The sequence below is a fragment of the Loktanella sp. F6476L genome, from assembly GCF_023015725.1.
Lineage (GTDB): Bacteria > Pseudomonadota > Alphaproteobacteria > Rhodobacterales > Rhodobacteraceae > Yoonia.
On the sequence record NZ_JALKAR010000001.1, the window covers coordinates 218,416 to 237,807 of the forward strand.

Here is a 19,392-nt window from a genome sequence, read left to right on the forward strand (position 1 = left end):
TCACCTAAAGGAGCACCCCATGACGTTTTTCCGTACTTTAGCGATTGCAGCGACTTTGGTCGCAAACACCGCGGCCGCCGGCCCGGTCAGCTTTTCCAGCGGCTGGTCCGAGCAAAAGTTGTCGCTGTTTTCCAACAATCGCTACAGCTTTGGAAACACGTTGAGCATGACGTCGGACGGTGGCGTATCAATTGCGTGGAAACGCATTCCACAAAGCGACTGGCAGTCGACAAACGGGCGGTGGAACTGGACGGTTGAACAGTCCGTGCCGGCGACTGACCTGCGCCAAAAAGGCGGCGATGATCGGAATATGTCGCTCTACTTTGTTTTTGTGCCCGATGATCAGGCGGCAGGTCTGCAAAACGCGAGCATCCGGCAACTGCTCGGCAATGATGACGTCCGCGTTCTGCTGTACGTATGGGGCGGAAACCATGCACGTGGATCACAGTTCCAGTCACCGTATCTGCGGGGCCAAGGCGTGAATGTGATGCTGCGGCAGGCGGGCACAGGGTCGTATAGCGAAAACGTCAATCTGGCTGCGGACTATGCGCAGGCGTTTGGTGGCCAGCCGGGATCGCTTGTGGGCATTGCTGTATCCGGCGATAGCGATGACACGGACAGCACGATCCGGGCCGCCATCGGCAACCTGACGCTTAACTGATGCGGTGGTTTGCTGCATTGGCGCTTGCGATCCTTCCGACCGGAGGGATGGCATGCGGCGCTGACACGGATTGTGTGGTGGGCGACCGTAGCTACCGGATCGCAATGCCGGACACCGTGGAAAACCCCGGTGCTATCGTGTTTTCACATGGGCATCGCGGATCAGCGCGCGGGGTCATGAACAACGGCGGGTTGCGCAGGCTTGCGGCCGACATGGGGTACGCGTTGATCGCGGCAAATGGCGTGGATGGGACGTGGGACCTGCCGGGTAGCCCGTCAAATCCGTCATCGGACGGGGCAGGAGAACTGGCCTATTTCGAAGCTGTCTTAGACGATGCAGCAACGCAGTTTGGCATCAATCAAGACAACATCATCGCAACCGGTTTTTCGGCGGGCGGGATGATGACGTGGAACTTAATCTGCGACCGATCCAATTTGTTGCGTGCGGCTGTGCCGATGTCCGGCACGTTCTGGGAAGACATCCCAACCACCTGCGATACGCCACCCATTAGCGTTATCCACATTCACGGCGATAACGACCCTACCGTGCCACTATCAGGACGCGCGATCAGGACGTCGCATCAAGGCGACGTCCCGACGGCCCTTGGCATGTACGCACGCCACGGAGGCTTTGGGAACGCGGTTTCACAGCAAGTGGGCGGACTTGACTGTGCTGTGCGCGATAATGCCGAAGATCTAACTTTGGGGTTCTGCATGTTTGAAGGGGGACATTCGTTCCGGCTTGAACATCTGCGTGCAGCGATCGAGATGGTGAATAAGGGGCGCCCTTAACGCGCGCCCCGATCTGGATTAATCTTGCGTTGTGACGAAAACGCCGGTTTCGGTCTGGTCGCGCGTTGTGCCAGTGTACGCGTGGTTGATCGAAACTGAACCCGTGATTGCTTCAGCCGCATCGCCGGACGCTGCCGCATTCCATGACCCGTTGATCGTGGAATTCTGCGGCGTATATCCGGACGCCTGAATTGTACCACCTAACGTGCCACCACCATAAGGGGCGTTGCTGCGTCCGCCCGTTAGCTCCAATCGACCAAGCGTCACATCCGCAAGATCGAAAATCTCATTGTTGCTTGCCGTTCTGTACGCGGTACGGTTCGAAATGCGCCCATCCAACACTTCGTTTCCGAAATCGGCGGTGATTGAGACGTCACCGGTCACATAGTTCGAAGTATAATTCGGGTTTAGCGTGCCCGATCCCAAGGTCAACGTGCCCACATAATCGCCGCTATAATTGGCGTTGCCGGTCAAGGGAATGGATCCGCCTGTCGTGATAAATTCGGATTGGGGGGCGTAAGACAGGTTGCCCCGATCATCCATAAATCCGGTCAAACGGGCCACAGCGCCTCCTGGACCCTTTGCTTCGAACATCCGCCAGCGGGGGCCGCTATCGGTGTTGGAAAATGATGAAAACGTGGAACCGTTCAACGCATCCACATCCTCAAGGGTCAACGCATAGGTGGTCGTGTCCCCATCCGATGGACGGGTGCGCAGAACCGTACGGGTATCACCTGCCTCGACCCAATCGGAAAAGACCGACGCAGAGGCAACATCGGCGCGGGCCACCGCCTGGGTTGTCGGGGCAGGGGGATCAGGATTTTCGAATTCGGGCGGCGTCGTCGTTCCGCCACAAGCGGCGAGGGTAAAGGGGACGAGTAATAGCGCGAAGTTGCGAGAAAATGTCATGATCAAAGCCTTCCGTAATAAGTTGATACGGAAAGTGTTAACGATTCTAACGGGGGAGGGATGTGACGGGCGTCACAGGGGGGGCGACCGTAGCCTTAATTGAAATTAGTTAAACACTCGGTAACTCTCGAATCTCGTTCTTTGGAGGCGATTGCTGTCAAGCGGGCCATGCATAGGGCTTGTTTACAAGTAATCCCTACGCGATCAATTGGAGCACTCAGTTACATGGATAAATTGCTTGCAAGCCAATCATAAGCCCAAGTGGGGCGTCCATCGGTCCGAGCTCGCTGTTGTCGTCTACCCATCCTAAAAAATCTGAGACTGAGGTTGCATTCTCTGGCATGTGTCCAATTTTTCCGATGGCTTGCGCATTCCGGCCAAAAATACAGTTGTTATGCATTGTATAGGCCGTGCCTTGAAGCAAACCCAAACAATAGCCAATTTGGGAGCTTCCATCCAAAGCGGTTTCTGACTGGGGAGCCGATCCCTTACAGTATTCTCCTAAAGTTTCTAAGGTCATTGATGCCACCGGGGGGCTAGAAAAGAATAGAAACGTAGACACAAACACGGCTCTTAGGATTACTCTCATTTATTAATCCGTCCCCTATTTCACCGTCAGGTTATAACTTGGTTGTAGTCAAATAAAGTTGCGGCGCAAAACTTTCGAATCCGTAAAAGTACCAATTTCGATATCAAACATCCAACTCCTCCACGAACCGCGCGTTTTCTTGGATGTATTGGAACCGTAATTCGGGTTTCTTGCCCATCAGCCGTTCCACCAGATCGCCCGTTTCGCCCGGCATGTCGTCGTCGATGGACACGCGGATCAGTTTGCGGGTTTCGGGGTTCATGGTCGTGTCCTTCAGGTCTTTTGCGTCCATCTCGCCCAGACCCTTAAAGCGCTGCACGTCGATTTTGCCTTTGCCGCCCAGACCTTTCTCCATCATCACGTTCTTCTCGGCGTCGTCGGCCACGTACAACCGTTTGGCGCCTTGGGTCAGGCGGTACAGCGGCGGGCAGGCCAGATAGAGGTGCCCATTGTCGATCATCGGCCGCATCTGCGTAAAGAAGAATGTCATCAGCAGCGCCGCGATATGCGCGCCGTCGACGTCCGCATCGGTCATAATGATAATCTTGTCGTAGCGCAGGTCATCCACGACAAATTTTGGCCCCAGTTGCACGCCAAGCGCTTGTGTCAGATCGTTGATTTCTGCGTTGGAGCCCAGTTTGTTCGACGCGGCCCCGAGGACGTTCAAAATCTTACCACGCAGCGGAAGCAGGGCCTGCGTTTTGCGGTCTCGCGCCATTTTGGCAGAACCACCCGCGGAATCACCCTCGACGATAAACAGCTCTGTGCCCTCGCGGTTCGTGGCTGAACAATCGACCAGCTTGCCGGGTAGGCGCAGTTTCTTTGTCGCTGTCTTCCGTGCGGTTTCTTTTTCCTGTTTGCGGCGCAGCCGTTCTTCGGCCCGCAGCACCAAAAAGTCCAAAATCGCACCCGCTGATTTCGTGTCCGCTGCCAACCAGTTGTCAAAGTGGTCGCGGACCGAATTTTCAACCATACGCTGTGCTTCGGTCGTGGCCAGTCGGTCCTTCGTTTGCCCCACAAATTCCGGTTCGCGGATAAAGCAGGACACAAGCGCGCCGGCCCCCGTTGTCAGGTCGTCACGGGTGATCGTGCTGGCTTTGCGGTTCGACACAAGTTCGCCGTACGCCTTGATGCCTTTCAGGATCGCGGACCAGAAACCGGCCTCGTGCGTCCCGCCTTCAGGCGTTGGCACGGTATTACAATAGGACTGGATGAAACCGTCGCGCGTCGGGGTCCAGTTCACGGCCCATTCGACTTTGCCCGGTACGTTGAATTTATCTTTGAAATCAACAGTTCCGGCAAAAGGTGCATCCGCGTATGTTGTAGCGCCCGACAGCGTTTCGTTCAGGTAATCGGCCAGACCACCGGGGAATTTGAACATCGCCTCTTTCGGCGTTTCCCCGTCGTCGATGCCCGTTTTCCAACGGATTTCCACGCCCGAGAAAAGGTACGCCTTGGACCGTGCCATTTTGAACAGGCGCGCAGGTTTCAGCTTCAACGACCCAAAAATTTCCGCGTCAGGATGGAAGGTCACAGAGGTGCCGCGTCGGTTTGGGGCGGCACCGATTTTCGCCAGCGGGGCTTGAGGCACACCGCGCGAAAATTCCATCATCATCAGTTCTTTGTTGCGCGCCACTTCAACCCGTAGGTGATCGGACAGCGCGTTCACAACGGATGACCCCACACCGTGCAAACCGCCTGAGGTTTCGTAGCTATCGCCCGAGAATTTACCACCAGCGTTTAGCGTACAGAAGATGATTTCGAGCGCGGTTTTGCTGGGGTCCTTGGGGTGCGGATCGGTCGGGATACCGCGTCCGTTGTCGCGCACCGTGCAATGGCCGTTTTCGTGCAGTTCAATTTCGATCCACGTGGCGTGACCAGCCACCGCTTCATCCATCGAGTTATCGACAATTTCCGCGACCATATGGTGCAACGCGCGGTCGTCTTTACCGCCGATGTACATGCCGGGGCGCAGGCGGACGTGTTCCATATCTTCCAGCACCTGAATGCTGGATGCGTCATATGTATTTTTCTCGTTGCCGCCAGAGCCTGAAAGAAGATCGCTCGCCATACTGCCGCCCCTTATTTGTTTGGACGCATTATGATGTGCGGCGTGGATAAGGGCAATCGCATCCTTGCCCTTATCCACAAGATGTTGGGGCTATTCGCCTTGGGTCAGTGTTTCGAACCGCAGCCCAACGGCTGTTCGATCTGCAAAACCGGCCCAATAGGTGTGATCCGCGCCGACGGTGCCGTCTTCCGCGATATCCCAAACCCCATCGGCGGCGTTTGGTGTCAGGTCGAGGAAGTCAGTGGTATCCGCGCCCTTGAGATGTTGATCGAGGTAAGCGGTGACAAAATGCTGGGTGATGTTGTTCATCCGTACGTTATCCCAAACCGCATCGCTGTAGTGGTCAAAGGTGCTGCGCCCTAAGGCGTCCGAAATGCCGTAGCTTTCGGCGGGGGCAGGGATCGGTGCTGCGGCGTTGTGGTTGGCGTTATCAAACGTCAACAGGTGACGCGTTGTGTTGACTGTGCTTGCGAAAATTTCGCGGATTGCGTCGTAGATGGACACGTCATCAATGCCACCAGCAATCAACATCAAGGGCTTGGTGATACCTGCAAGGCCGGTATCGTCCCAGAACCCAGTGTTTTTGCCCCACGGACCGATGGCCACGAATGCTTTCACGCGGTCATCCTCCAGTGCGGCATGGCTTTCTGATCCGGCAAGGTTCCGGCTCAGCAACCCTTGCGGCGCGCCCCATTCGTAGGTCGTGCTGACCTCGGTTACGCCTGCGCCTGCATAGATCAACGCCCCGTATCCGCCCATCGAATAGCCCACAACGGCGCTGTTATCCGCGTCCGTCATCGCGCCTAAGTCGCCGTCGAGCGCCGCAATTTGGTCCAATACAAACCGTTGGTCCCATGGTCGGTTTACGAGCGTTGATCCAAACGCTGCCTGATCCGAATAGGTGCTGTCGGTGTGGTCAATCGACGCTACAACGTAGCCTTTGGATGCTAGGTTTTCGCCCAAGTGGGACATCAGGAAACGATCGCCTGGATAGCCGTGGCTGAGGATCACAAGCGGATAGGTTTCGCCAGTCATCGGTGCTGCATCACGCGCGGCCTGACCGTGAAGTACGACGGCCGTGACGCCGTCGCGGGTGACGGTTTCATAGGTGCCGCCTGCCTGTGTCGTCGCATCAGCGGGATACCAGATTTCTACATCCAATGTGCGACCCGCGCGCGCAATGTCACCTTCTGCGGCTGTGTTGACGATGTCGATCTGGTCGGGATTGGTGAAGCTGAATGTCTGCACCCCCACCTTATAATCGCCGAGTGCTGCAAGCGCGGGCGCATCGGGGCGCAACCCGTCAACGCGGTTCGTGGCGTGGCCATCGGCAAGGGCAGAACCTGCTATAAGGGACAAGGCAAGGGCCGTGGTCTTGGTTTGCATCGGGTATCTTCCTCCAAAGATGAGACGTGAACGGCACACCGACAAGCATTGCTATTCGCGGCGTGCGCTGCTCAGATAACCAGAACGATAGTACAAAGCTGAAGGATATCTAGATGCGTGTTTTGACGATCGGCTGTCGTGACGTGACGCAACTGCCATGTGGCAGGGCAAAAGCGTGAGCATTGGGGCATTTGATCTTGCTGCGTTCGAAGCTGCCACAGGGGCTGACCGTAAAGCGCGTGCTGCTACCCTTGACGAAATGTGCCGCACGACAGGGTTTATAGTGCTGTCAGGTCACGGGGTCGCTGCAAAAACGATCCGCGACATGTGGGCTGCAGCCGATGCGTTTTTTGCGCTGGATAGTGCATCAAAACAGGCGGCCCGCCCTCCGGTCGCTGGAGGCCCCTATGGTTACCTTGGTCCCGACCAAGAAGCGTTGGCGAAAAGCAAAGGCGTGGATACACCTCCGGACCTCAAGGAAAGCTTTAACGGACGCGCGTTTCCGCTTCAGGTTCAAGTCGATGATCCGCAATCGCAGGCATTTGCGTCCGCGCGAACGCCTTGGCCCGAATTGGCAGGGTTTCGCGAGGCATGGGTGGCCTATTACCAAGCCGTGGAAGATCTAGGTGGTCGCATCATGTGTGCCTTTGCCGAAGCACTTGATTTGCCGACGGATTTCTTTGCCCCCTTCGGCACAGAACCGGCGTCCGCCTTACGTGCTTTGCATTATCCAGCCACACAGGGGCAGGCGCTCGTCGGCCAGCAACGGGCGGGTGCGCATACGGATTATGGGGCGCTGACAATCCTGTTGCCGCAGCAAGGATCGCAGGGCTTGCAGGTAAAGCAAGATGACGGCTGGGTTGATGTCGATGCGCCGAAAGATGCGTTTGTGATCAATATCGGTGACCTTATGGCGCGTTGGACCGCGGACCGTTGGGTCAGCACATTGCACCGTGTCGTGGCCAAACCTGACCAGCCTAAACGCCTGTCGCTCGCCTACTTTTACCAACCGAACTGGGACGCGGTGATCAAGCCGCTGGATGGATCAGCTGCGTATCCGCCTATCACCTTTGGGGATTACCTGATGAGGAAATTCAACGCGGCATCGGGGTGAATCTGTCGCACCCGAAGACCGTTGTCATCTGATCAGCGTGGGAGCATCGTGCGCCTGTACCATGATGAGAGGATCAATCGATGCCTGCCAACGCCGCCGTACACGCAATCCCGTTACCAGCAGACGCGCTGCTGCAACGCTACACTGTAGACCCGAAAAACTACACTGATTGCTACGTGAAGGACATCGCAGGTCACGTCAGTCTGTCGGACTTTATTACCGCTTTTTATACGACCCCGTTGTTCAGGGCGGAACGGCTGATTCTTAAATATGCGGTCCGTCGGCCATCGACAGACGAAGACGTCCACGCCGTCGCACATGGCGACACGCAAGAATTCGCAGCATGGACCGTGGAAGATCGGACCGAAGACCAAGTGCTTCTGTGCGATATGGCGGGACACACGCGGTCGTGGTTTATGGTTTCGCCCATAGACGGTGGTACGCGGCTACATTTTGGATCGGCGGTCACACCGGGTGATGGCGTTGTCGTGCGGGCCATTACCCCGCTTCACAAACTATACGCACGCTCGCTGTTGCGCGGCGCCAATCCCGCACAATCGGCTGCGATCATGCAATAAGCTTGATTGGGTTCGATGCAGCCGTCTGACCAATATCCAAAATGTGCGCCCATAGCGCGATAGGGCTGGACGCATACCAACCCTAGGCCTAAGCCTACGGCATGCAACAAATAGCTACCACATATCCGGAACATTCGCGCGCTATCATGAAGCTCGGAATGCCGTTGATCCTGAGTAATCTCGCGCAATTCGCGATCCATATCACGGACACTGTGATGCTGGGGTGGTATTCGGTCACCGCGCTTGCGGCATCGACGATTGCCGGGACATTTTTCTTTCTGACGTTCATCGTTGGATCCGGCTTTGCGCAGGCCGTGACGCCATTGGTCGCAGCCGCAGCAGAGGCAGGCGATGACCAGCAGGTCCGCCGCGCAACACGCATGGCACTGTGGTTGTCGATTATTTATGGCGGGGTGATCATGATCCCGTTTATCTGGACTGAGGCGCTTTTGATCGCGATTGGCCAAGACCCAGCGGTTGCAGCCGAAGCCCAAATTTACCTGCACATCGTGGCATTCCAGATGATCCCGGCCTTGCTGGTGATGACGCTGAAGAGCTTTCTGGCGGCACTGGAAAAAACGGCCATAATTCTATGGTCGACGATTGGATCAGCGGTGCTGAACGGGTTCGTGAACTACGCGCTGATCTTCGGTAACTGGGGTGCACCTGAACTTGGGATCAAAGGGGCCGCGATTGCATCGCTAAGCCTGACGATCTTGAACGTCGTGATCCTGTTGATCTACGCGTTGTGGAAGACGCCGCAGTTCCAATTGCTGCGCAATGTCTTTGCGCCAGATACAGAGGTCATGAAGCGGGTCTTTGCGCTGGGCTGGCCCATCGGTTTGACGGCTTTGGCGGAAGGCGGATTGTTTAGTGCGTCCGCTGTGATGATCGGATGGCTGGGGCCGTTGCCATTGGCGGCACACGGCATCGCAATCCAGTTGGCAAGCCTGACGTTCATGGTTCACATTGGATTTTCCCAAGCGGCAACTGTGCGGGCGGGACGTGCATTGGGGCGGCGCGACGAAGACAGTCTGCGGCGGGGCGGTAAGGTTGCGATCACATTGTCGGCTGTCTTTGCCGTGTTCACGATGTTTGTTTTCTTCTTCTTTCCCGAACCCTTGATTTCGGCCTTTATCGATCCGGATGAACCAGCCAAAGCAGAGCTTTTGAAAATTGGGGTCGCCTTGCTGGCTTGCGCGGGATTGTTCCAAGTTGTGGACGCATTGCAAGTCATGGCGCTTGGCCTTTTGCGCGGGGTTCAGGATACACGCGTGCCGATGGTCATGGCGACGATCAGCTACTGGGTGATCGGACTGCCGATCAGTTACATCCTGGCCTTCCCGCTTGGCCTAGAGGGCGTGGGACTATGGCTCGGGTTAGTCGTCGGGCTGGCAGTTGCTGCAGTTCTGCTGTTGTGGCGGTTCTGGGGACGGTCGGTGCGGATCAACAGTCACGCCTAAAACGATAAAGGGCGCACCATCGCTGGCACGCCCCATAATATCTCACTTGCGCGAGACGCTGGATTTAGGAATCCGCATCATCGTCAAGGATTTCCGCAAGGTTATCGTCGTCACGTCCGTTACACAGTACTGCGATCTCTGCGATTGAATCGTCGTCTTTCATTACGCCGTCAACTTCGCCTGTCAGCGCGTTCAGTGCCTGTGTTTGGTCAATGCGTTCCATTTCCATGAATTCAGCACATGTCAAATCAGTTGCTGTTTCGTGTGCGTCGGCAAATGCTGAATTAGCAGCAGTAATTGCAAAAAGGCTCAAGACAGCTGGTTTAATAAGGTTTTTCATTTTCGTCTCCGTTAGTTCGTTATCCGCTTGCTGCGGTTGATATAGCAACTGGGCGGAACGAAAATGGTTGCGGTGAAATTCAAGAAAAACGTGAGAAAGGTGGGATCTCTTCTTTAAGCTATTGATTTTGATTGATTAAAAACATTAAGTGTTCAGTTTTCACGGGCGACCATCTTGAGTGCTGGCAATTCTATTGAAGGCTACGACCTGAATTCGTCTATTACAGATTTCAATTCGCGTCGTCGTTTTGGGCGATTGTGATGCGCTCATAGAATTAAAAGAACAGCGGCATCTGGATAGAAATATACAGCGCAGGAGCTGAATTATTCATTGCTGCTTTCGCGCAAAAGACGGTCTGCTTTTTTCCGTACAAGTACCGTCCGAAGATCATGCATAGCCAGCAGTAAGGAATCTGTCACCTGATCCAGTTGCTCTTCTGTTGCCCGTGATTGAACCCATTGCGTTGTCAGGTTCATGTGATCCACGGCGCGCAGAATGTCATCGACATCACGTTCGGCCAACAAAGCGACGCGGTCGTTTAACCAATCTTGGATGGCTGCGATGTCCGCTTCTGATAGTACGCGGTCGCCATGTGGTTTGACCTCGCCGTTGCGCACATTCACGACCGCAATCTGATCCATCTCGATCCGGCGCTGACGGTTTTCCGTGTCGACACGAAACACAAACGCGCCGTTTTCGCGAACGCGGAAGTAGTAGTCTGGTAATTCGGCGGACATGGCGAAACTCGTGTGATCAACAGGGCTTATGCATGAACCTTAGCAGTAGGATGATGCACAAGCTACCTTGCTTTGCTGATCAGGAAAGGCCTTCACAGAACGTGATAATCCGGTTGCAGGCCTCGCGCAGCGCCTCGTTCGAGGTGGCATAGCTGACCCGAAAATTCGGTGACAAACCAAACGCAGCGCCAAACACGACAGCGACGCCCGTTTCTTCCAGAAGCGCTGTTGCAAAGACTTCGTCATCAATAATCGTCACGCCCGCTTTCGACGTTTTTCCGATGCAGCCAGCAATCGACGGATAGACATAGAACGCGCCTTCCGGTTTCGGGCAGACGATACCAGGGGCCTTGTTCAGCAGGTCCACCACCAGATCGCGACGGGTGATGAACAGGTCGTTGTTTGGCGCAAGGTAATCTTGTGTGCCGTTCAAAGCCTCTACCGCCGCCCATTGGCTGATCGTGCAGGCGTTCGACGTGGACTGCGATTGGACCTTGCGGATCGCCTTGATCAGCATCTCGGGCCCTGCTGCATAGCCGATCCGCCAACCTGTCATCGCATATGCCTTGGACACGCCGTTGATGGTCAACGTGCGGTCATATAATGCGGGTTCAACCTGCGCCGGGGTGCAGAATTTGAAATCCCCATAGGCCAGATGTTCATACATATCGTCGGTCATCACCCAAACATGGGGATGGCGGACCAGCACATCGGTCAGCGCCTTCAACTCGTCCCACGAATAGCCCGCACCGGTGGGGTTGGACGGGGAATTGAACAGAAACCACTTTGTCTTGGGCGTAATCGCGGCCTCTAGCTGGTCGGCGGTGATCTTGTATCCCCGTTCCATCGCGCCTTCGATAAACACCGGCTCCCCGCCGCCCAGCTTCACCATATCAGGGTAGGACACCCAATAGGGGGCGGGAATGATCACCTCGTCACCCGCGTTCAGCGTTGCGATAAAGGCATTGTACAACACCTGCTTGCCGCCAGTCCCTACGGTCACTTGGGAAGGGGTATAGTCCAGATCGTTGTCACGCTTGAATTTGGTGCAGATTGCCTGCTTCAACTCAGGGATACCATCGACAGCGGTATATTTGGTCTTGCCCGCGTTAATCGCAGCAATGCCTGCGTCCTTGATGTTCTGCGGCGTGTCGAAATCAGGTTCACCAGCACCCAGACCGATTACATCGCGGCCAGCGGCCTTCAGTTCCTGCGCTTTCGTGGTCACTGCAATGGTCGGTGACGGCTTAACGCGGTCGAGTGTCGCGGACAGAAAGTTCATGGCGCTGGTCCTGTGGTCAACTAAGGTTAGCCATGTCATAGGGTGGACACGGCCCCTGACGCAAGCGACAAGGACGACATGATGACTGACGATGATAATTGGTACAGCGACGACGCAGCAACGCTAGGGGACCGGTTGGTTGCGGCACGATCTGCAGCCGGCTTGGACCAAGTGGAACTTGCCACGCAACTTGGTGTCAAAGTGACGACGCTTGATGCATGGGAAAACGACTGGAAAGAACCACGGGCGAACCGGCTACAAATGCTGACGGGCCTGTTGGGCGTATCTTTGCGTTGGTTACTGACAGGCGTCGGCGAAGGTCCGGAGAACCCTGAAGACGGCACCGAAATTTCGAATGACGTGAATGACATGTTGGTCGAGATGCGCCGCCTACGGGCACAAATCGCAAAATCGTCCGTAAAGCTGGGCGAGCTGGAGAAAAGGTTGCGTAAGTCGCTGACCGAATGATGACAGAGACACGAGACACCAAAATCAAGCGGCTTCATATGCGCTCGATACGCCGTGGGATCAAGGAAATGGACCTGATCCTGACGGCCTATGCCACGGACTATATGCCGGATCTGTCGGACGAAGAGCTTGAGACCTACGACAGCTTTCTCAAAGAATACGATCACGATATTTACGGTTGGATCACGGGCCAAGGCGAGGCACCGGAAGAATACGCAGGTATTATGACCGTGATCATGGGCCTCGCGTCTGGATTGACCCGACCAAATTAGGTCCCCCGTTTTTGGGGAAAATTTAACGAAATGTTGGGATTCTCCTGTCATTGCTCAATGAAGCAGTGATTGACGGAGATAGTGATGAGCATTCATTCCCATTTGGCGACAGATGAAAAAGCGCCCGAACAGGCCAGCACCGTCGCGTTTATGGCCAGTTACCTTGAAGGTCTGACGCTGGTGGAACGGCTGCATCGGCTATTGCTTGATGTGATCAAAGACGAATTTGAACGTGTCGGCGTGTTGGAAATTAATGCGGTACAGGCGCTGCTGTTGTTCAACATCGGCGACAACGAAGTGACGGCAGGCGAACTGAAGTCCCGCGGGTATTATCAGGGGTCCAATGTCAGCTATAACCTGAAGAAACTCGTTGATATGGGGTATATGCACCATCAACGGTCCGAGGTTGATCGCCGATCCGTGCGGGTCAGCCTAACGGAAAAAGGGCGGCATATCCGAACTATAGTGGCGAAACTATTTGCGACACACGCCGATGGTCTGATGGGACGCGGCGTGCTTGATCATCAGGGTATGGACGACATCACGACGGCTTTGCGTCGAGTCGAACGTTATTGGACTGAACAAATCCGTTATATCTATTGATCAACCGCGTGGGGTAGGGGATGGCGGCGGTGCTGCATCCCCGATCATTTGAGATAGAAGCTCTCTGATCAGTTTCCGACGCATCGTATCTTCGTAGTCAGCAAAGCCATCGGCGATTTCGATGAAAGACGCTGGCCCCCGAATGACTTCGTCTTGGAAGAAAGCCACAAGGTCGTCCCGCGTTTCAAGAATGGACGCATCGACGACCAGACCATTCACCGTCACGTTTTCAAACGCAAACGCATTGTAGGCTTCGGCCGGGCCAAAACCGTCATTGTTTTTACCGTCTCCGGCGATATCAACGGTTTTTGCGAAACAATCAGGCCGTTCGCGTAGCCGCGTTGCGGCAAAGCCAAGCGCGTAGCCCATCGCGGTTGGGAAATCGCGCTGTCCCCGCGTCGAATTTGCGATACTTCTGGATACGTCCTGCAAATCTTGTTCACGTGTGATGTCGCGCCATTCGACCAAAACTTTCTGGTGATAACGCCCGCTCCATTCATAAACTAGCAAAGCAACGGGATCGTCTGTTACAAAAAACGCGCTTTGTACGTCAGGGGCGAGTAAGGCGCTGGCAAGACCTTGGCGCTGCAACTGATCTTCGGCTTCATCGACAGAATTCGAGACATCAATGGCAAGAACGAGCGCCAAACGGCAGGCTTGCGCGGGCAATGCTGCCCACGCAAATATCAAACAAAAGACAGCGTGTCTTACCAATGGCCGGTGTTTTCCATGCTCGCCCATGGTTCTTGAGCAGGTAGGTTTTCACCTTCTTGCAGCAGCTCGATAGACACATTGTCTGGTGAGCGGACAAAAGCCATATGGCCATCGCGCGGCGGTCGATTAATTGTCACGCCATTGTCCATAAGGTGTTGGCACAACGCATAAATATCGGATGTACGATAGGCGAGGTGACCAAAGTGGCGACTGTCGGATGGCAGGCCATCGTCGCCGTCCCAGTTATACGTCAGCTCAACAGGACAATCTTCATCGCCGGGGGCGGCCATGAACAGTAGCGTAAAACGACCACCTTCATTTTCGTGCCGCTTTGTTTCTTTCATCCCGAGCAGTTCAAAAAACGCGATAGACGCGTCCAAGTCTTTCACGCGCACCATGGTGTGCAAATATTTAAGTGACATTAAAGGCTCCTTGATTGTGGTCACAACCTAGGGCGCTGCCGCGCTTTGGCCAAGCGCAATCGGTTAGAACGATGACGTGATATCAAACCCGAAGTTCGTGAATTCACGGTCAAACAGGTCGATCGACGATTCTTGAACCGTGCGTTCGATGTTCACGACCGGCTGGAAGCCAAGATATTCGATATCTGTGAACACCGCGCGAACGCTGGCGGATTTGATCGTCTCGTCGCGCCCAAATAAAGGACTAAAACGGGACGTTTCGAAATCGCGTGCTTCGTAACTAAAGGTCGTGCCGATTTGCACACCAAATAGCGGCTCTGGGAAATCATAGTTGATGCCAACGCGGGCGGAATCATAGTCCGCGTCACGGTTGTTTGACTGGCTATCGCGCACAGCAAAAGACACCGCCAAATTACCGTAGTCGGCAAGGTCACGCGCCCAAACCGTTTGCAGGTTATATGTCATGACCGGATCACTGTCTTCGAGGCTCGTTTGCTTTTGCGCAAAACCGGACAGCAGGATCGTATCTACATCCGACAACTTCCACGACTGGGATGCCGATGCCGTTACAAAACGCGCGTTCGCATCGCCGCCATACCAGCTTTGCCCAAAGGACAGCGTCGCACTGGTCGGTTGCATGTCTGGCGAAAGGAGGAAGCGGTGTGTTGCGCCAAGACTGAGCGTCGCGTTTGAAAAATCACCGCCTGTGACGCCTTCACCAGCTTGGTCTTTTGCATTTTCCGTCAGCCAATAGGTGCGGCCGGAGAATCCGAGATCCAAGAATGTCGCTGACGTCTCGTTTGTATGGGCGCGATAACGCAGGTTTGCACTTGCCGAGGCTTCCCAACCGGATAAGGCGCGCGCATCGCCGTTGAGTACGAAGGGCAGGCCAAGATCGAAAAGATCTGTCGTCTCGCTGGAGCTGCCATTGTTCACGTTTGTCGATGGCGTGATGCCGAAACGCAAATTGACGGACAGCGGGTTACGGGACCGAACGGCGCGGAAATCGCGAGCGACCGCTTCACGCGCCTGATCGTTTGGCGCATCCTGCCGCGCCAAGCGCAGCCAAGCTTGGGATCGCGTGTAGTTTTCTTGTTCGACGTGCGCGAATGCGACCAAACGCGCTGCTGAAAAGCGCTGATTTGCTGTCGCTGCATTCCAATGTGCACGGCTACCAAAATCAACAGCACCAGTAAAATCCTCTGCGAGTAGTGCAGCTTCGGTGCGTAGAATTAGCGCGCCGGCGTTTTGGGGATCACGTACGAGGAGCGCGTTGGCCGCTTGGGCGGCTACGCGTGCATCACCTTGTTGCAGAGCGGCAAGCGCGATTTGCTGCACTTGTCCTGCAGTCAATTGCAACTGCTGGGATACAGCCGGTGAAACGCTTAGGGTTGCCGCAACAATGGCGACGCAGACGCGCCGCCCCAATTGTTTAACGTGTGGCAATAAAGCCTCCGGTCTCTTGGAAGTTTACACCCTGAAAACGCGAATCTTCGGATTCGATCACGATCACACCAACAATTTCACCACCATCAGCCGCATCGGTCAGGTCACCTGCGATGATACCAGCGTATGTTCCCGTTTCGTAGACACGGATCGCGCCAGTACGGTCGATAATTGTGTTGGAAAGGTTGCCACCAATTTCGCCATTCTCGGAAATTGTCGTGCCGCCTTCGCGGATAATGAATGGCAGGTTCGGCAGTTGGACTGCATTTGTGCTGCCAAGCGACGCATCAATGTTGCGGTTCGTTTCAATGGCAGAGCCGAATTCGTTATAGGCCTGACGGTTGCTAAGGACACCTTTGATACCAGGCGTTCCGTTAAAGTCGTCGAAATCGATATCAATATTGATGTCAGCTGACGTCAGGATATCACGCACTGGCAAGTCAGACGTTGCGAATGTGTCCGAAACACGAACACCGGCATATGTGCCGTTGAATGTGGCTTGGCCGGTCGTCGGAACGGTGAAATCACCCGCGCGTTGATAGGCAAAGGTACCAAAACCGTAGTCGCCGTATCCGCCGGTCCGTACAACTGCGAATGATGTCCGGAAAGCTTGATCATCTTCACCTTCGCCGACGATGACGTCACTGACATCGTACAAAGCAAAATACGGAACGATCTGGTCGATCTGGTTGCCGGACAAGGAATCCGTAACTTGCAGGTCGCCTTGGTAAACAGCAACAGTTCCAATTTGTGGCAGCGCTTCGAACCGTTCGTATTGGTTCAGGCCATCAAATGCGATCCCGTCGATGACAAAAACGTCGCCATCGCCACTATAGTTGAATAGCGACGTGACGCCCCCACCGATTTCATTCGGGGCCTCTACACGCACAATGTCGCCGCGATCAGACAATACGCCGCGCAGCGGTGGCGCAATAGTACCGGCGTTCAAGACGTCTTCCGGTTCGTCAACATCATCCGGCTCTACGTCCTGAAAGGGGATGTCTGTTTCGGTGCCATCAGTCGCGTCTTCGACATCGAAAAGCGGCTGTCCATCGCCACAAGCCGCGAGAACGGCCAGCATGGCCAGTGTAAGTGGGGTGCGTGTCATAGGTGGCGTCCGCTTTTTCTGCAAAGTCAAGATTTGTGTCACTCTCGTGTTTGGGGGGCTGCGTGTCAACGTGCGAGAGGCGAAAATATACGCATTTTCCACGTGATATCGCGGAATTTCGGCAACGCCGCCCTATATGTAGTTGTCTGGTGACAGATCAAAATGGCAATTTTTAGGCCTGAAATAGCTGTAGCAAGACATTTCCATTCCACCACACGTTGCGCGAAAATGGTTAATTATTCATGTGTTTGCACGGTGTTTTTGTCTGGATCGGCGGTAAATCGCGGGCCTTGATTCCAGTAGTACCCTTGTCGGTCCTGCCTGCTCCGTTAAGTCTTGCCTTCACAAGGCGCCGCGATTCGAGCGTCACAGGGGGACCGGCATGCAAGAATATCTTAACGCACTTCGAACCGTTCTGGACAAAGGGGTGCCGTCTGATGACCGGACCGGCACCGGCACGACGTCTTATTTCGGGATGCAATGCCGTTACGATCTGCGCGACGGCTTTCCACTGGTGACGACCAAGAAGCTGCATCTTAAGTCGATTATCCACGAACTGCTGTGGTTTCTCGCTGGTGATACAAACATTGGATATCTGAAAGAAAACGGTGTCCGCATCTGGGATGAATGGGCCGATGCAGATGGTGATTTGGGGCCTGTCTATGGCTACCAATGGCGGCATTTTCCGCAGGTGAAAAACGGGACCTGTGTGGGCGAGATCGACCAGATCGCAGCACTGGTAGAGGCGATTAAAACCAACCCATCGTCGCGCCGTCATATCGTGTCCGCATGGAACCCCGGCGACGTTGACGACATGGCGCTGCCGCCTTGTCATACGTTGTGGCAGGTGCGCGTCCAGGGCGACACGATGCATATGCAGCTTTATCAACGCTCTGCGGATATGTTCCTCGGGGTGCCGTTCAACATCGCGTCTTACGCACTGCTGCTGGAAATGTTGGCCCATGTGACGGGGTACAAAGCGGGTGAATTCATTCACACGATGGGCGACGCGCATATCTATTCGAACCACATGGATCAGGTCGCGACCCAGCTTGCGCGCACGCCGCACGAAGCGCCGCGTTTGGTCATAAAACGGAAAGTCGACAGCATCTTTGACTTCAAGTTCGACGACTTTGCGTTCGAAAACTACAATCCGGAACCGGTGATCAAAGCGCCAGTGGCGGTTTAGACCATGATTACACTGATCGTAGCACGGGCCAAAAACAACGCAATCGGGCGGGACGGGGATATGCCTTGGCACCTGCCCGAAGACCTCGCGATGTTCCAACGCGAAACGCGGGGTGGGGCGGTCATCATGGGACGGCGGACATGGGACAGCCTGCCCGAGGCGTACCGGCCGCTCAAAGGGCGCCATAATGTCGTGGTTACGCGGTCTGCGCTTGATGGACCCGATGACGTTGTCGGATCAATCGAAGCGGCCATCGCGGCGTGTCAGGCGGCGGGCTACACCCGTGTCTACGGGATTGGCGGTGCGGGTATCTATGGGGCGCTACTTCCATTGGCGGACAGGCTCTTGATCACCGAAGTTGACCTGACTGTGCCTGACGCCGATACTTTTTTCCCTACATTCGATGAAACCGAATGGCGTCAGATCGGCCAGCATGTGTTGCGCACAGAAGGACCCGCCTGCGTGTTGCGCGAATTGGTTAAGTGAGGCGACCATCACCGCCGCACTTTTGGGTGCAATATGGACTAGGGCACTGACAGGCCCACAAGTGTCTTATTGCTTCACAATGTTCCCGGCCATCTGACGACCATCGCGTCCGTCGATCAATTCGTAGGTGACCTTTTCGTCATCTGCCAAGCCCGTCAGGCCTGATTGTTCAACCGCAGAGATATGCACGAAAACGTCGGCGCCGCCTTCTTCAGGGGCAATAAACCCGAAACCCTTGGCTGTGTTGAACCATTTTACTGTCCCGCTTGGCATTTGGACGTCTCCTAGTCATTCGATGTTGTCTTCAATTTGGATATTGCTTCACGTAAGGATAGGGCGATTTTTGAGAAGGCAAATCTGAGCGGCAATAAAATCTAAAGGCGCTCGAATTGCCTAAAAAGGAGGCGGAAATGCGCTTTATTGGACTGAAAACCTGCGACACGTGCCGTAAGGCGCTGAAGGCGTTAGAGGCTGCTGGATATGATGTGCAGGTCACCGATGTTAGGGCCGATGGATTGACCGACGCCGAAATTGAGCAAATCGTCGAGAAATTCCCCGCTAAGGCGATTAACAAGGCTTCAACCACGTGGCGTGGGTTGAGTGATGCCGAAAAAGAAAGCGATCCCAAGGGCTTGCTGCGCGCCCATCCGACATTGATGAAGCGCCCGGTGCTGATCGGTGACGAATGGACCATCGGCTGGGACAAAGCCACGCAGGCCAAATGGCTTGGCGCATAAGCATGCCGTTCATACCTACAGTCAAA

The 19,392-nt window shown here is 55.0% G+C and carries 22 protein-coding genes; 11 read left to right on the plus strand and 11 right to left on the minus strand.

All coding sequences use genetic code 11. The features are described 5' to 3' along the window. Nucleotides 1-19: 19 nt before the first annotated feature. Both MWU61_RS01020 and MWU61_RS01025 read left to right on the plus strand, forming a co-directional pair. Entirely contained in the window at nucleotides 20-661 is a 642-nt protein-coding gene (locus tag MWU61_RS01020) for a DUF3047 domain-containing protein (protein ID WP_247126030.1), read from the plus strand. Beyond that, nucleotides 661-1,452, plus strand: a complete 792-nt coding sequence (locus tag MWU61_RS01025) for a polyhydroxybutyrate depolymerase (RefSeq protein WP_247126031.1) — start codon at nucleotides 661-663, stop codon at nucleotides 1,450-1,452. The genes MWU61_RS01020 and MWU61_RS01025 overlap by 1 nt, the downstream gene beginning before the upstream one ends. 18 nt (nucleotides 1,453-1,470) lie before the next feature. Here the strand turns inward: MWU61_RS01025 and MWU61_RS01030 are convergent, their stop codons facing one another. The 3 genes from MWU61_RS01030 to MWU61_RS01040 form a co-directional block, all read right to left on the minus strand. Beyond that, nucleotides 1,471-2,361, minus strand: a complete 891-nt coding sequence (locus tag MWU61_RS01030; protein WP_247126032.1) for a hypothetical protein — start codon at nucleotides 2,359-2,361, stop codon at nucleotides 1,471-1,473. 692 nt (nucleotides 2,362-3,053) lie between these two features. After that, nucleotides 3,054-5,021, minus strand: a complete 1,968-nt coding sequence (locus tag MWU61_RS01035) for a DNA topoisomerase IV subunit B (protein ID WP_247126033.1) — start codon at nucleotides 5,019-5,021, stop codon at nucleotides 3,054-3,056. A gap of 90 nt (nucleotides 5,022-5,111) precedes the next feature. Beyond that, on the minus strand, nucleotides 5,112-6,407 hold the full coding sequence (locus MWU61_RS01040) for an alpha/beta fold hydrolase (protein WP_247126034.1): 1,296 nt from the start codon (nucleotides 6,405-6,407) through the stop codon (nucleotides 5,112-5,114). A gap of 175 nt (nucleotides 6,408-6,582) precedes the next feature. On the opposite strand from MWU61_RS01040, the gene MWU61_RS01045 reads away from it, so the two are divergent. The 3 genes from MWU61_RS01045 to MWU61_RS01055 all read left to right on the plus strand — a co-directional run bounded on the left by MWU61_RS01045 (nucleotide 6,583) and on the right by MWU61_RS01055 (nucleotide 9,562). Next, a complete protein-coding gene (locus MWU61_RS01045) occupies nucleotides 6,583-7,521 on the plus strand; it encodes a 2OG-Fe(II) oxygenase family protein (RefSeq protein ID WP_247126035.1) in 939 nt (312 codons plus the stop codon). Between the two features lie 80 nt (nucleotides 7,522-7,601). Next, nucleotides 7,602-8,099: a hypothetical protein gene (locus tag MWU61_RS01050; protein WP_247126036.1), complete on the plus strand. Its 498-nt coding sequence runs from the start codon at nucleotides 7,602-7,604 to the stop codon at nucleotides 8,097-8,099. Between the two features lie 101 nt (nucleotides 8,100-8,200). Continuing rightward, nucleotides 8,201-9,562, plus strand: a complete 1,362-nt coding sequence (locus tag MWU61_RS01055; RefSeq protein ID WP_247126037.1) for an MATE family efflux transporter — start codon at nucleotides 8,201-8,203, stop codon at nucleotides 9,560-9,562. 64 nt (nucleotides 9,563-9,626) lie between these two features. Here MWU61_RS01055 and MWU61_RS01060 read toward each other — a convergent pair whose 3' ends face one another. From MWU61_RS01060 to MWU61_RS01070, 3 genes are all read right to left on the minus strand, one after another. Further along, the gene (locus MWU61_RS01060) at nucleotides 9,627-9,902 is read right to left on the minus strand and encodes a hypothetical protein (protein WP_247126038.1); all 276 of its coding nucleotides are present in this window, start codon (nucleotides 9,900-9,902) and stop codon (nucleotides 9,627-9,629) included. Nucleotides 9,903-10,225: 323 nt separating this feature from the next. Continuing rightward, on the minus strand, nucleotides 10,226-10,639 hold the full coding sequence (locus MWU61_RS01065; RefSeq protein ID WP_247126040.1) for a hypothetical protein: 414 nt from the start codon (nucleotides 10,637-10,639) through the stop codon (nucleotides 10,226-10,228). Between the two features lie 79 nt (nucleotides 10,640-10,718). Next, nucleotides 10,719-11,921, minus strand: coding sequence for a pyridoxal phosphate-dependent aminotransferase (locus tag MWU61_RS01070; RefSeq protein ID WP_247126041.1), 1,203 nt, complete (start codon nucleotides 11,919-11,921; stop codon nucleotides 10,719-10,721). A gap of 81 nt (nucleotides 11,922-12,002) precedes the next feature. On the opposite strand from MWU61_RS01070, the gene MWU61_RS01075 reads away from it, so the two are divergent. The 3 genes from MWU61_RS01075 (at nucleotide 12,003) to MWU61_RS01085 (ending at nucleotide 13,264) form a co-directional block, all read left to right on the plus strand. Beyond that, on the plus strand, nucleotides 12,003-12,389 hold the full coding sequence (locus MWU61_RS01075; RefSeq protein ID WP_348645569.1) for a helix-turn-helix domain-containing protein: 387 nt from the start codon (nucleotides 12,003-12,005) through the stop codon (nucleotides 12,387-12,389). A gap of 38 nt (nucleotides 12,390-12,427) precedes the next feature. Then, nucleotides 12,428-12,661, plus strand: coding sequence for a succinate dehydrogenase assembly factor 2 (locus MWU61_RS01080; protein WP_247126043.1), 234 nt, complete (start codon nucleotides 12,428-12,430; stop codon nucleotides 12,659-12,661). An 84-nt stretch (nucleotides 12,662-12,745) separates the two neighbouring features. Then, the gene (locus MWU61_RS01085) at nucleotides 12,746-13,264 is read left to right on the plus strand and encodes a winged helix DNA-binding protein (protein ID WP_247126044.1); all 519 of its coding nucleotides are present in this window, start codon (nucleotides 12,746-12,748) and stop codon (nucleotides 13,262-13,264) included. Here MWU61_RS01085 and MWU61_RS01090 read toward each other — a convergent pair whose 3' ends face one another. The 4 genes from MWU61_RS01090 to MWU61_RS01105 all read right to left on the minus strand — a co-directional run bounded on the left by MWU61_RS01090 (nucleotide 13,265) and on the right by MWU61_RS01105 (nucleotide 16,954). Then, complete coding sequence (locus MWU61_RS01090) at nucleotides 13,265-13,912, minus strand: DUF1194 domain-containing protein (RefSeq protein WP_247126045.1); 648 nt, start codon at nucleotides 13,910-13,912, stop codon at nucleotides 13,265-13,267. A 59-nt stretch (nucleotides 13,913-13,971) separates the two neighbouring features. Further along, nucleotides 13,972-14,400, minus strand: a complete 429-nt coding sequence (locus tag MWU61_RS01095; protein WP_247126046.1) for a VOC family protein — start codon at nucleotides 14,398-14,400, stop codon at nucleotides 13,972-13,974. Nucleotides 14,401-14,463: 63 nt separating this feature from the next. Then, entirely contained in the window at nucleotides 14,464-15,846 is a 1,383-nt protein-coding gene (locus MWU61_RS01100; RefSeq protein ID WP_247126047.1) for a surface lipoprotein assembly modifier, read from the minus strand. Next, nucleotides 15,833-16,954, minus strand: coding sequence for a hypothetical protein (locus MWU61_RS01105; RefSeq protein WP_247126048.1), 1,122 nt, complete (start codon nucleotides 16,952-16,954; stop codon nucleotides 15,833-15,835). Before MWU61_RS01105 ends, MWU61_RS01100 begins: the two co-directional genes overlap by 14 nt. A gap of 382 nt (nucleotides 16,955-17,336) precedes the next feature. Here MWU61_RS01105 and MWU61_RS01110 point away from each other — a divergent pair, with 382 nt between their 5' ends. Together MWU61_RS01110 and MWU61_RS01115 are read left to right on the plus strand one after the other, a co-directional pair. Next, on the plus strand, nucleotides 17,337-18,143 hold the full coding sequence (locus tag MWU61_RS01110; protein WP_247126049.1) for a thymidylate synthase: 807 nt from the start codon (nucleotides 17,337-17,339) through the stop codon (nucleotides 18,141-18,143). Between the two features lie 3 nt (nucleotides 18,144-18,146). After that, a complete protein-coding gene (locus MWU61_RS01115) occupies nucleotides 18,147-18,629 on the plus strand; it encodes a dihydrofolate reductase (RefSeq protein ID WP_247126050.1) in 483 nt (160 codons plus the stop codon). Nucleotides 18,630-18,695: 66 nt separating this feature from the next. Here MWU61_RS01115 and MWU61_RS01120 read toward each other — a convergent pair whose 3' ends face one another. Further along, nucleotides 18,696-18,902, minus strand: coding sequence for a cold-shock protein (locus MWU61_RS01120; protein WP_247126051.1), 207 nt, complete (start codon nucleotides 18,900-18,902; stop codon nucleotides 18,696-18,698). A gap of 137 nt (nucleotides 18,903-19,039) precedes the next feature. Here MWU61_RS01120 and MWU61_RS01125 point away from each other — a divergent pair, with 137 nt between their 5' ends. After that, the gene (locus MWU61_RS01125) at nucleotides 19,040-19,366 is read left to right on the plus strand and encodes an ArsC/Spx/MgsR family protein (protein WP_247126052.1); all 327 of its coding nucleotides are present in this window, start codon (nucleotides 19,040-19,042) and stop codon (nucleotides 19,364-19,366) included. Nucleotides 19,367-19,392: the final 26 nt, after the last annotated feature.

Coding starts and splice junctions, on each gene's coding strand:
- MWU61_RS01105 (WP_247126048.1), bottom strand. CDS start 16,954: ATGACACGCACCCCACTTACACTGGCCATGCTGGCCGTTCTCGCGGCT.
- MWU61_RS01115 (WP_247126050.1), top strand. CDS start 18,147: ATGATTACACTGATCGTAGCACGGGCCAAAAACAACGCAATCGGGCGG.
- MWU61_RS01035 (WP_247126033.1), bottom strand. CDS start 5,021: ATGGCGAGCGATCTTCTTTCAGGCTCTGGCGGCAACGAGAAAAATACA.
- MWU61_RS01040 (WP_247126034.1), bottom strand. CDS start 6,407: ATGCAAACCAAGACCACGGCCCTTGCCTTGTCCCTTATAGCAGGTTCT.
- MWU61_RS01110 (WP_247126049.1), top strand. CDS start 17,337: ATGCAAGAATATCTTAACGCACTTCGAACCGTTCTGGACAAAGGGGTG.
- MWU61_RS01055 (WP_247126037.1), top strand. CDS start 8,201: ATGCAACAAATAGCTACCACATATCCGGAACATTCGCGCGCTATCATG.
- MWU61_RS01125 (WP_247126052.1), top strand. CDS start 19,040: ATGCGCTTTATTGGACTGAAAACCTGCGACACGTGCCGTAAGGCGCTG.
- MWU61_RS01030 (WP_247126032.1), bottom strand. CDS start 2,361: ATGACATTTTCTCGCAACTTCGCGCTATTACTCGTCCCCTTTACCCTC.
- MWU61_RS01025 (WP_247126031.1), top strand. CDS start 661: ATGCGGTGGTTTGCTGCATTGGCGCTTGCGATCCTTCCGACCGGAGGG.
- MWU61_RS01060 (WP_247126038.1), bottom strand. CDS start 9,902: ATGAAAAACCTTATTAAACCAGCTGTCTTGAGCCTTTTTGCAATTACT.
- MWU61_RS01095 (WP_247126046.1), bottom strand. CDS start 14,400: ATGTCACTTAAATATTTGCACACCATGGTGCGCGTGAAAGACTTGGAC.
- MWU61_RS01085 (WP_247126044.1), top strand. CDS start 12,746: ATGAGCATTCATTCCCATTTGGCGACAGATGAAAAAGCGCCCGAACAG.
- MWU61_RS01020 (WP_247126030.1), top strand. CDS start 20: ATGACGTTTTTCCGTACTTTAGCGATTGCAGCGACTTTGGTCGCAAAC.
- MWU61_RS01070 (WP_247126041.1), bottom strand. CDS start 11,921: ATGAACTTTCTGTCCGCGACACTCGACCGCGTTAAGCCGTCACCGACC.
- MWU61_RS01075 (WP_348645569.1), top strand. CDS start 12,003: ATGACTGACGATGATAATTGGTACAGCGACGACGCAGCAACGCTAGGG.
- MWU61_RS01065 (WP_247126040.1), bottom strand. CDS start 10,639: ATGTCCGCCGAATTACCAGACTACTACTTCCGCGTTCGCGAAAACGGC.
- MWU61_RS01050 (WP_247126036.1), top strand. CDS start 7,602: ATGCCTGCCAACGCCGCCGTACACGCAATCCCGTTACCAGCAGACGCG.
- MWU61_RS01120 (WP_247126051.1), bottom strand. CDS start 18,902: ATGCCAAGCGGGACAGTAAAATGGTTCAACACAGCCAAGGGTTTCGGG.
- MWU61_RS01080 (WP_247126043.1), top strand. CDS start 12,428: ATGCGCTCGATACGCCGTGGGATCAAGGAAATGGACCTGATCCTGACG.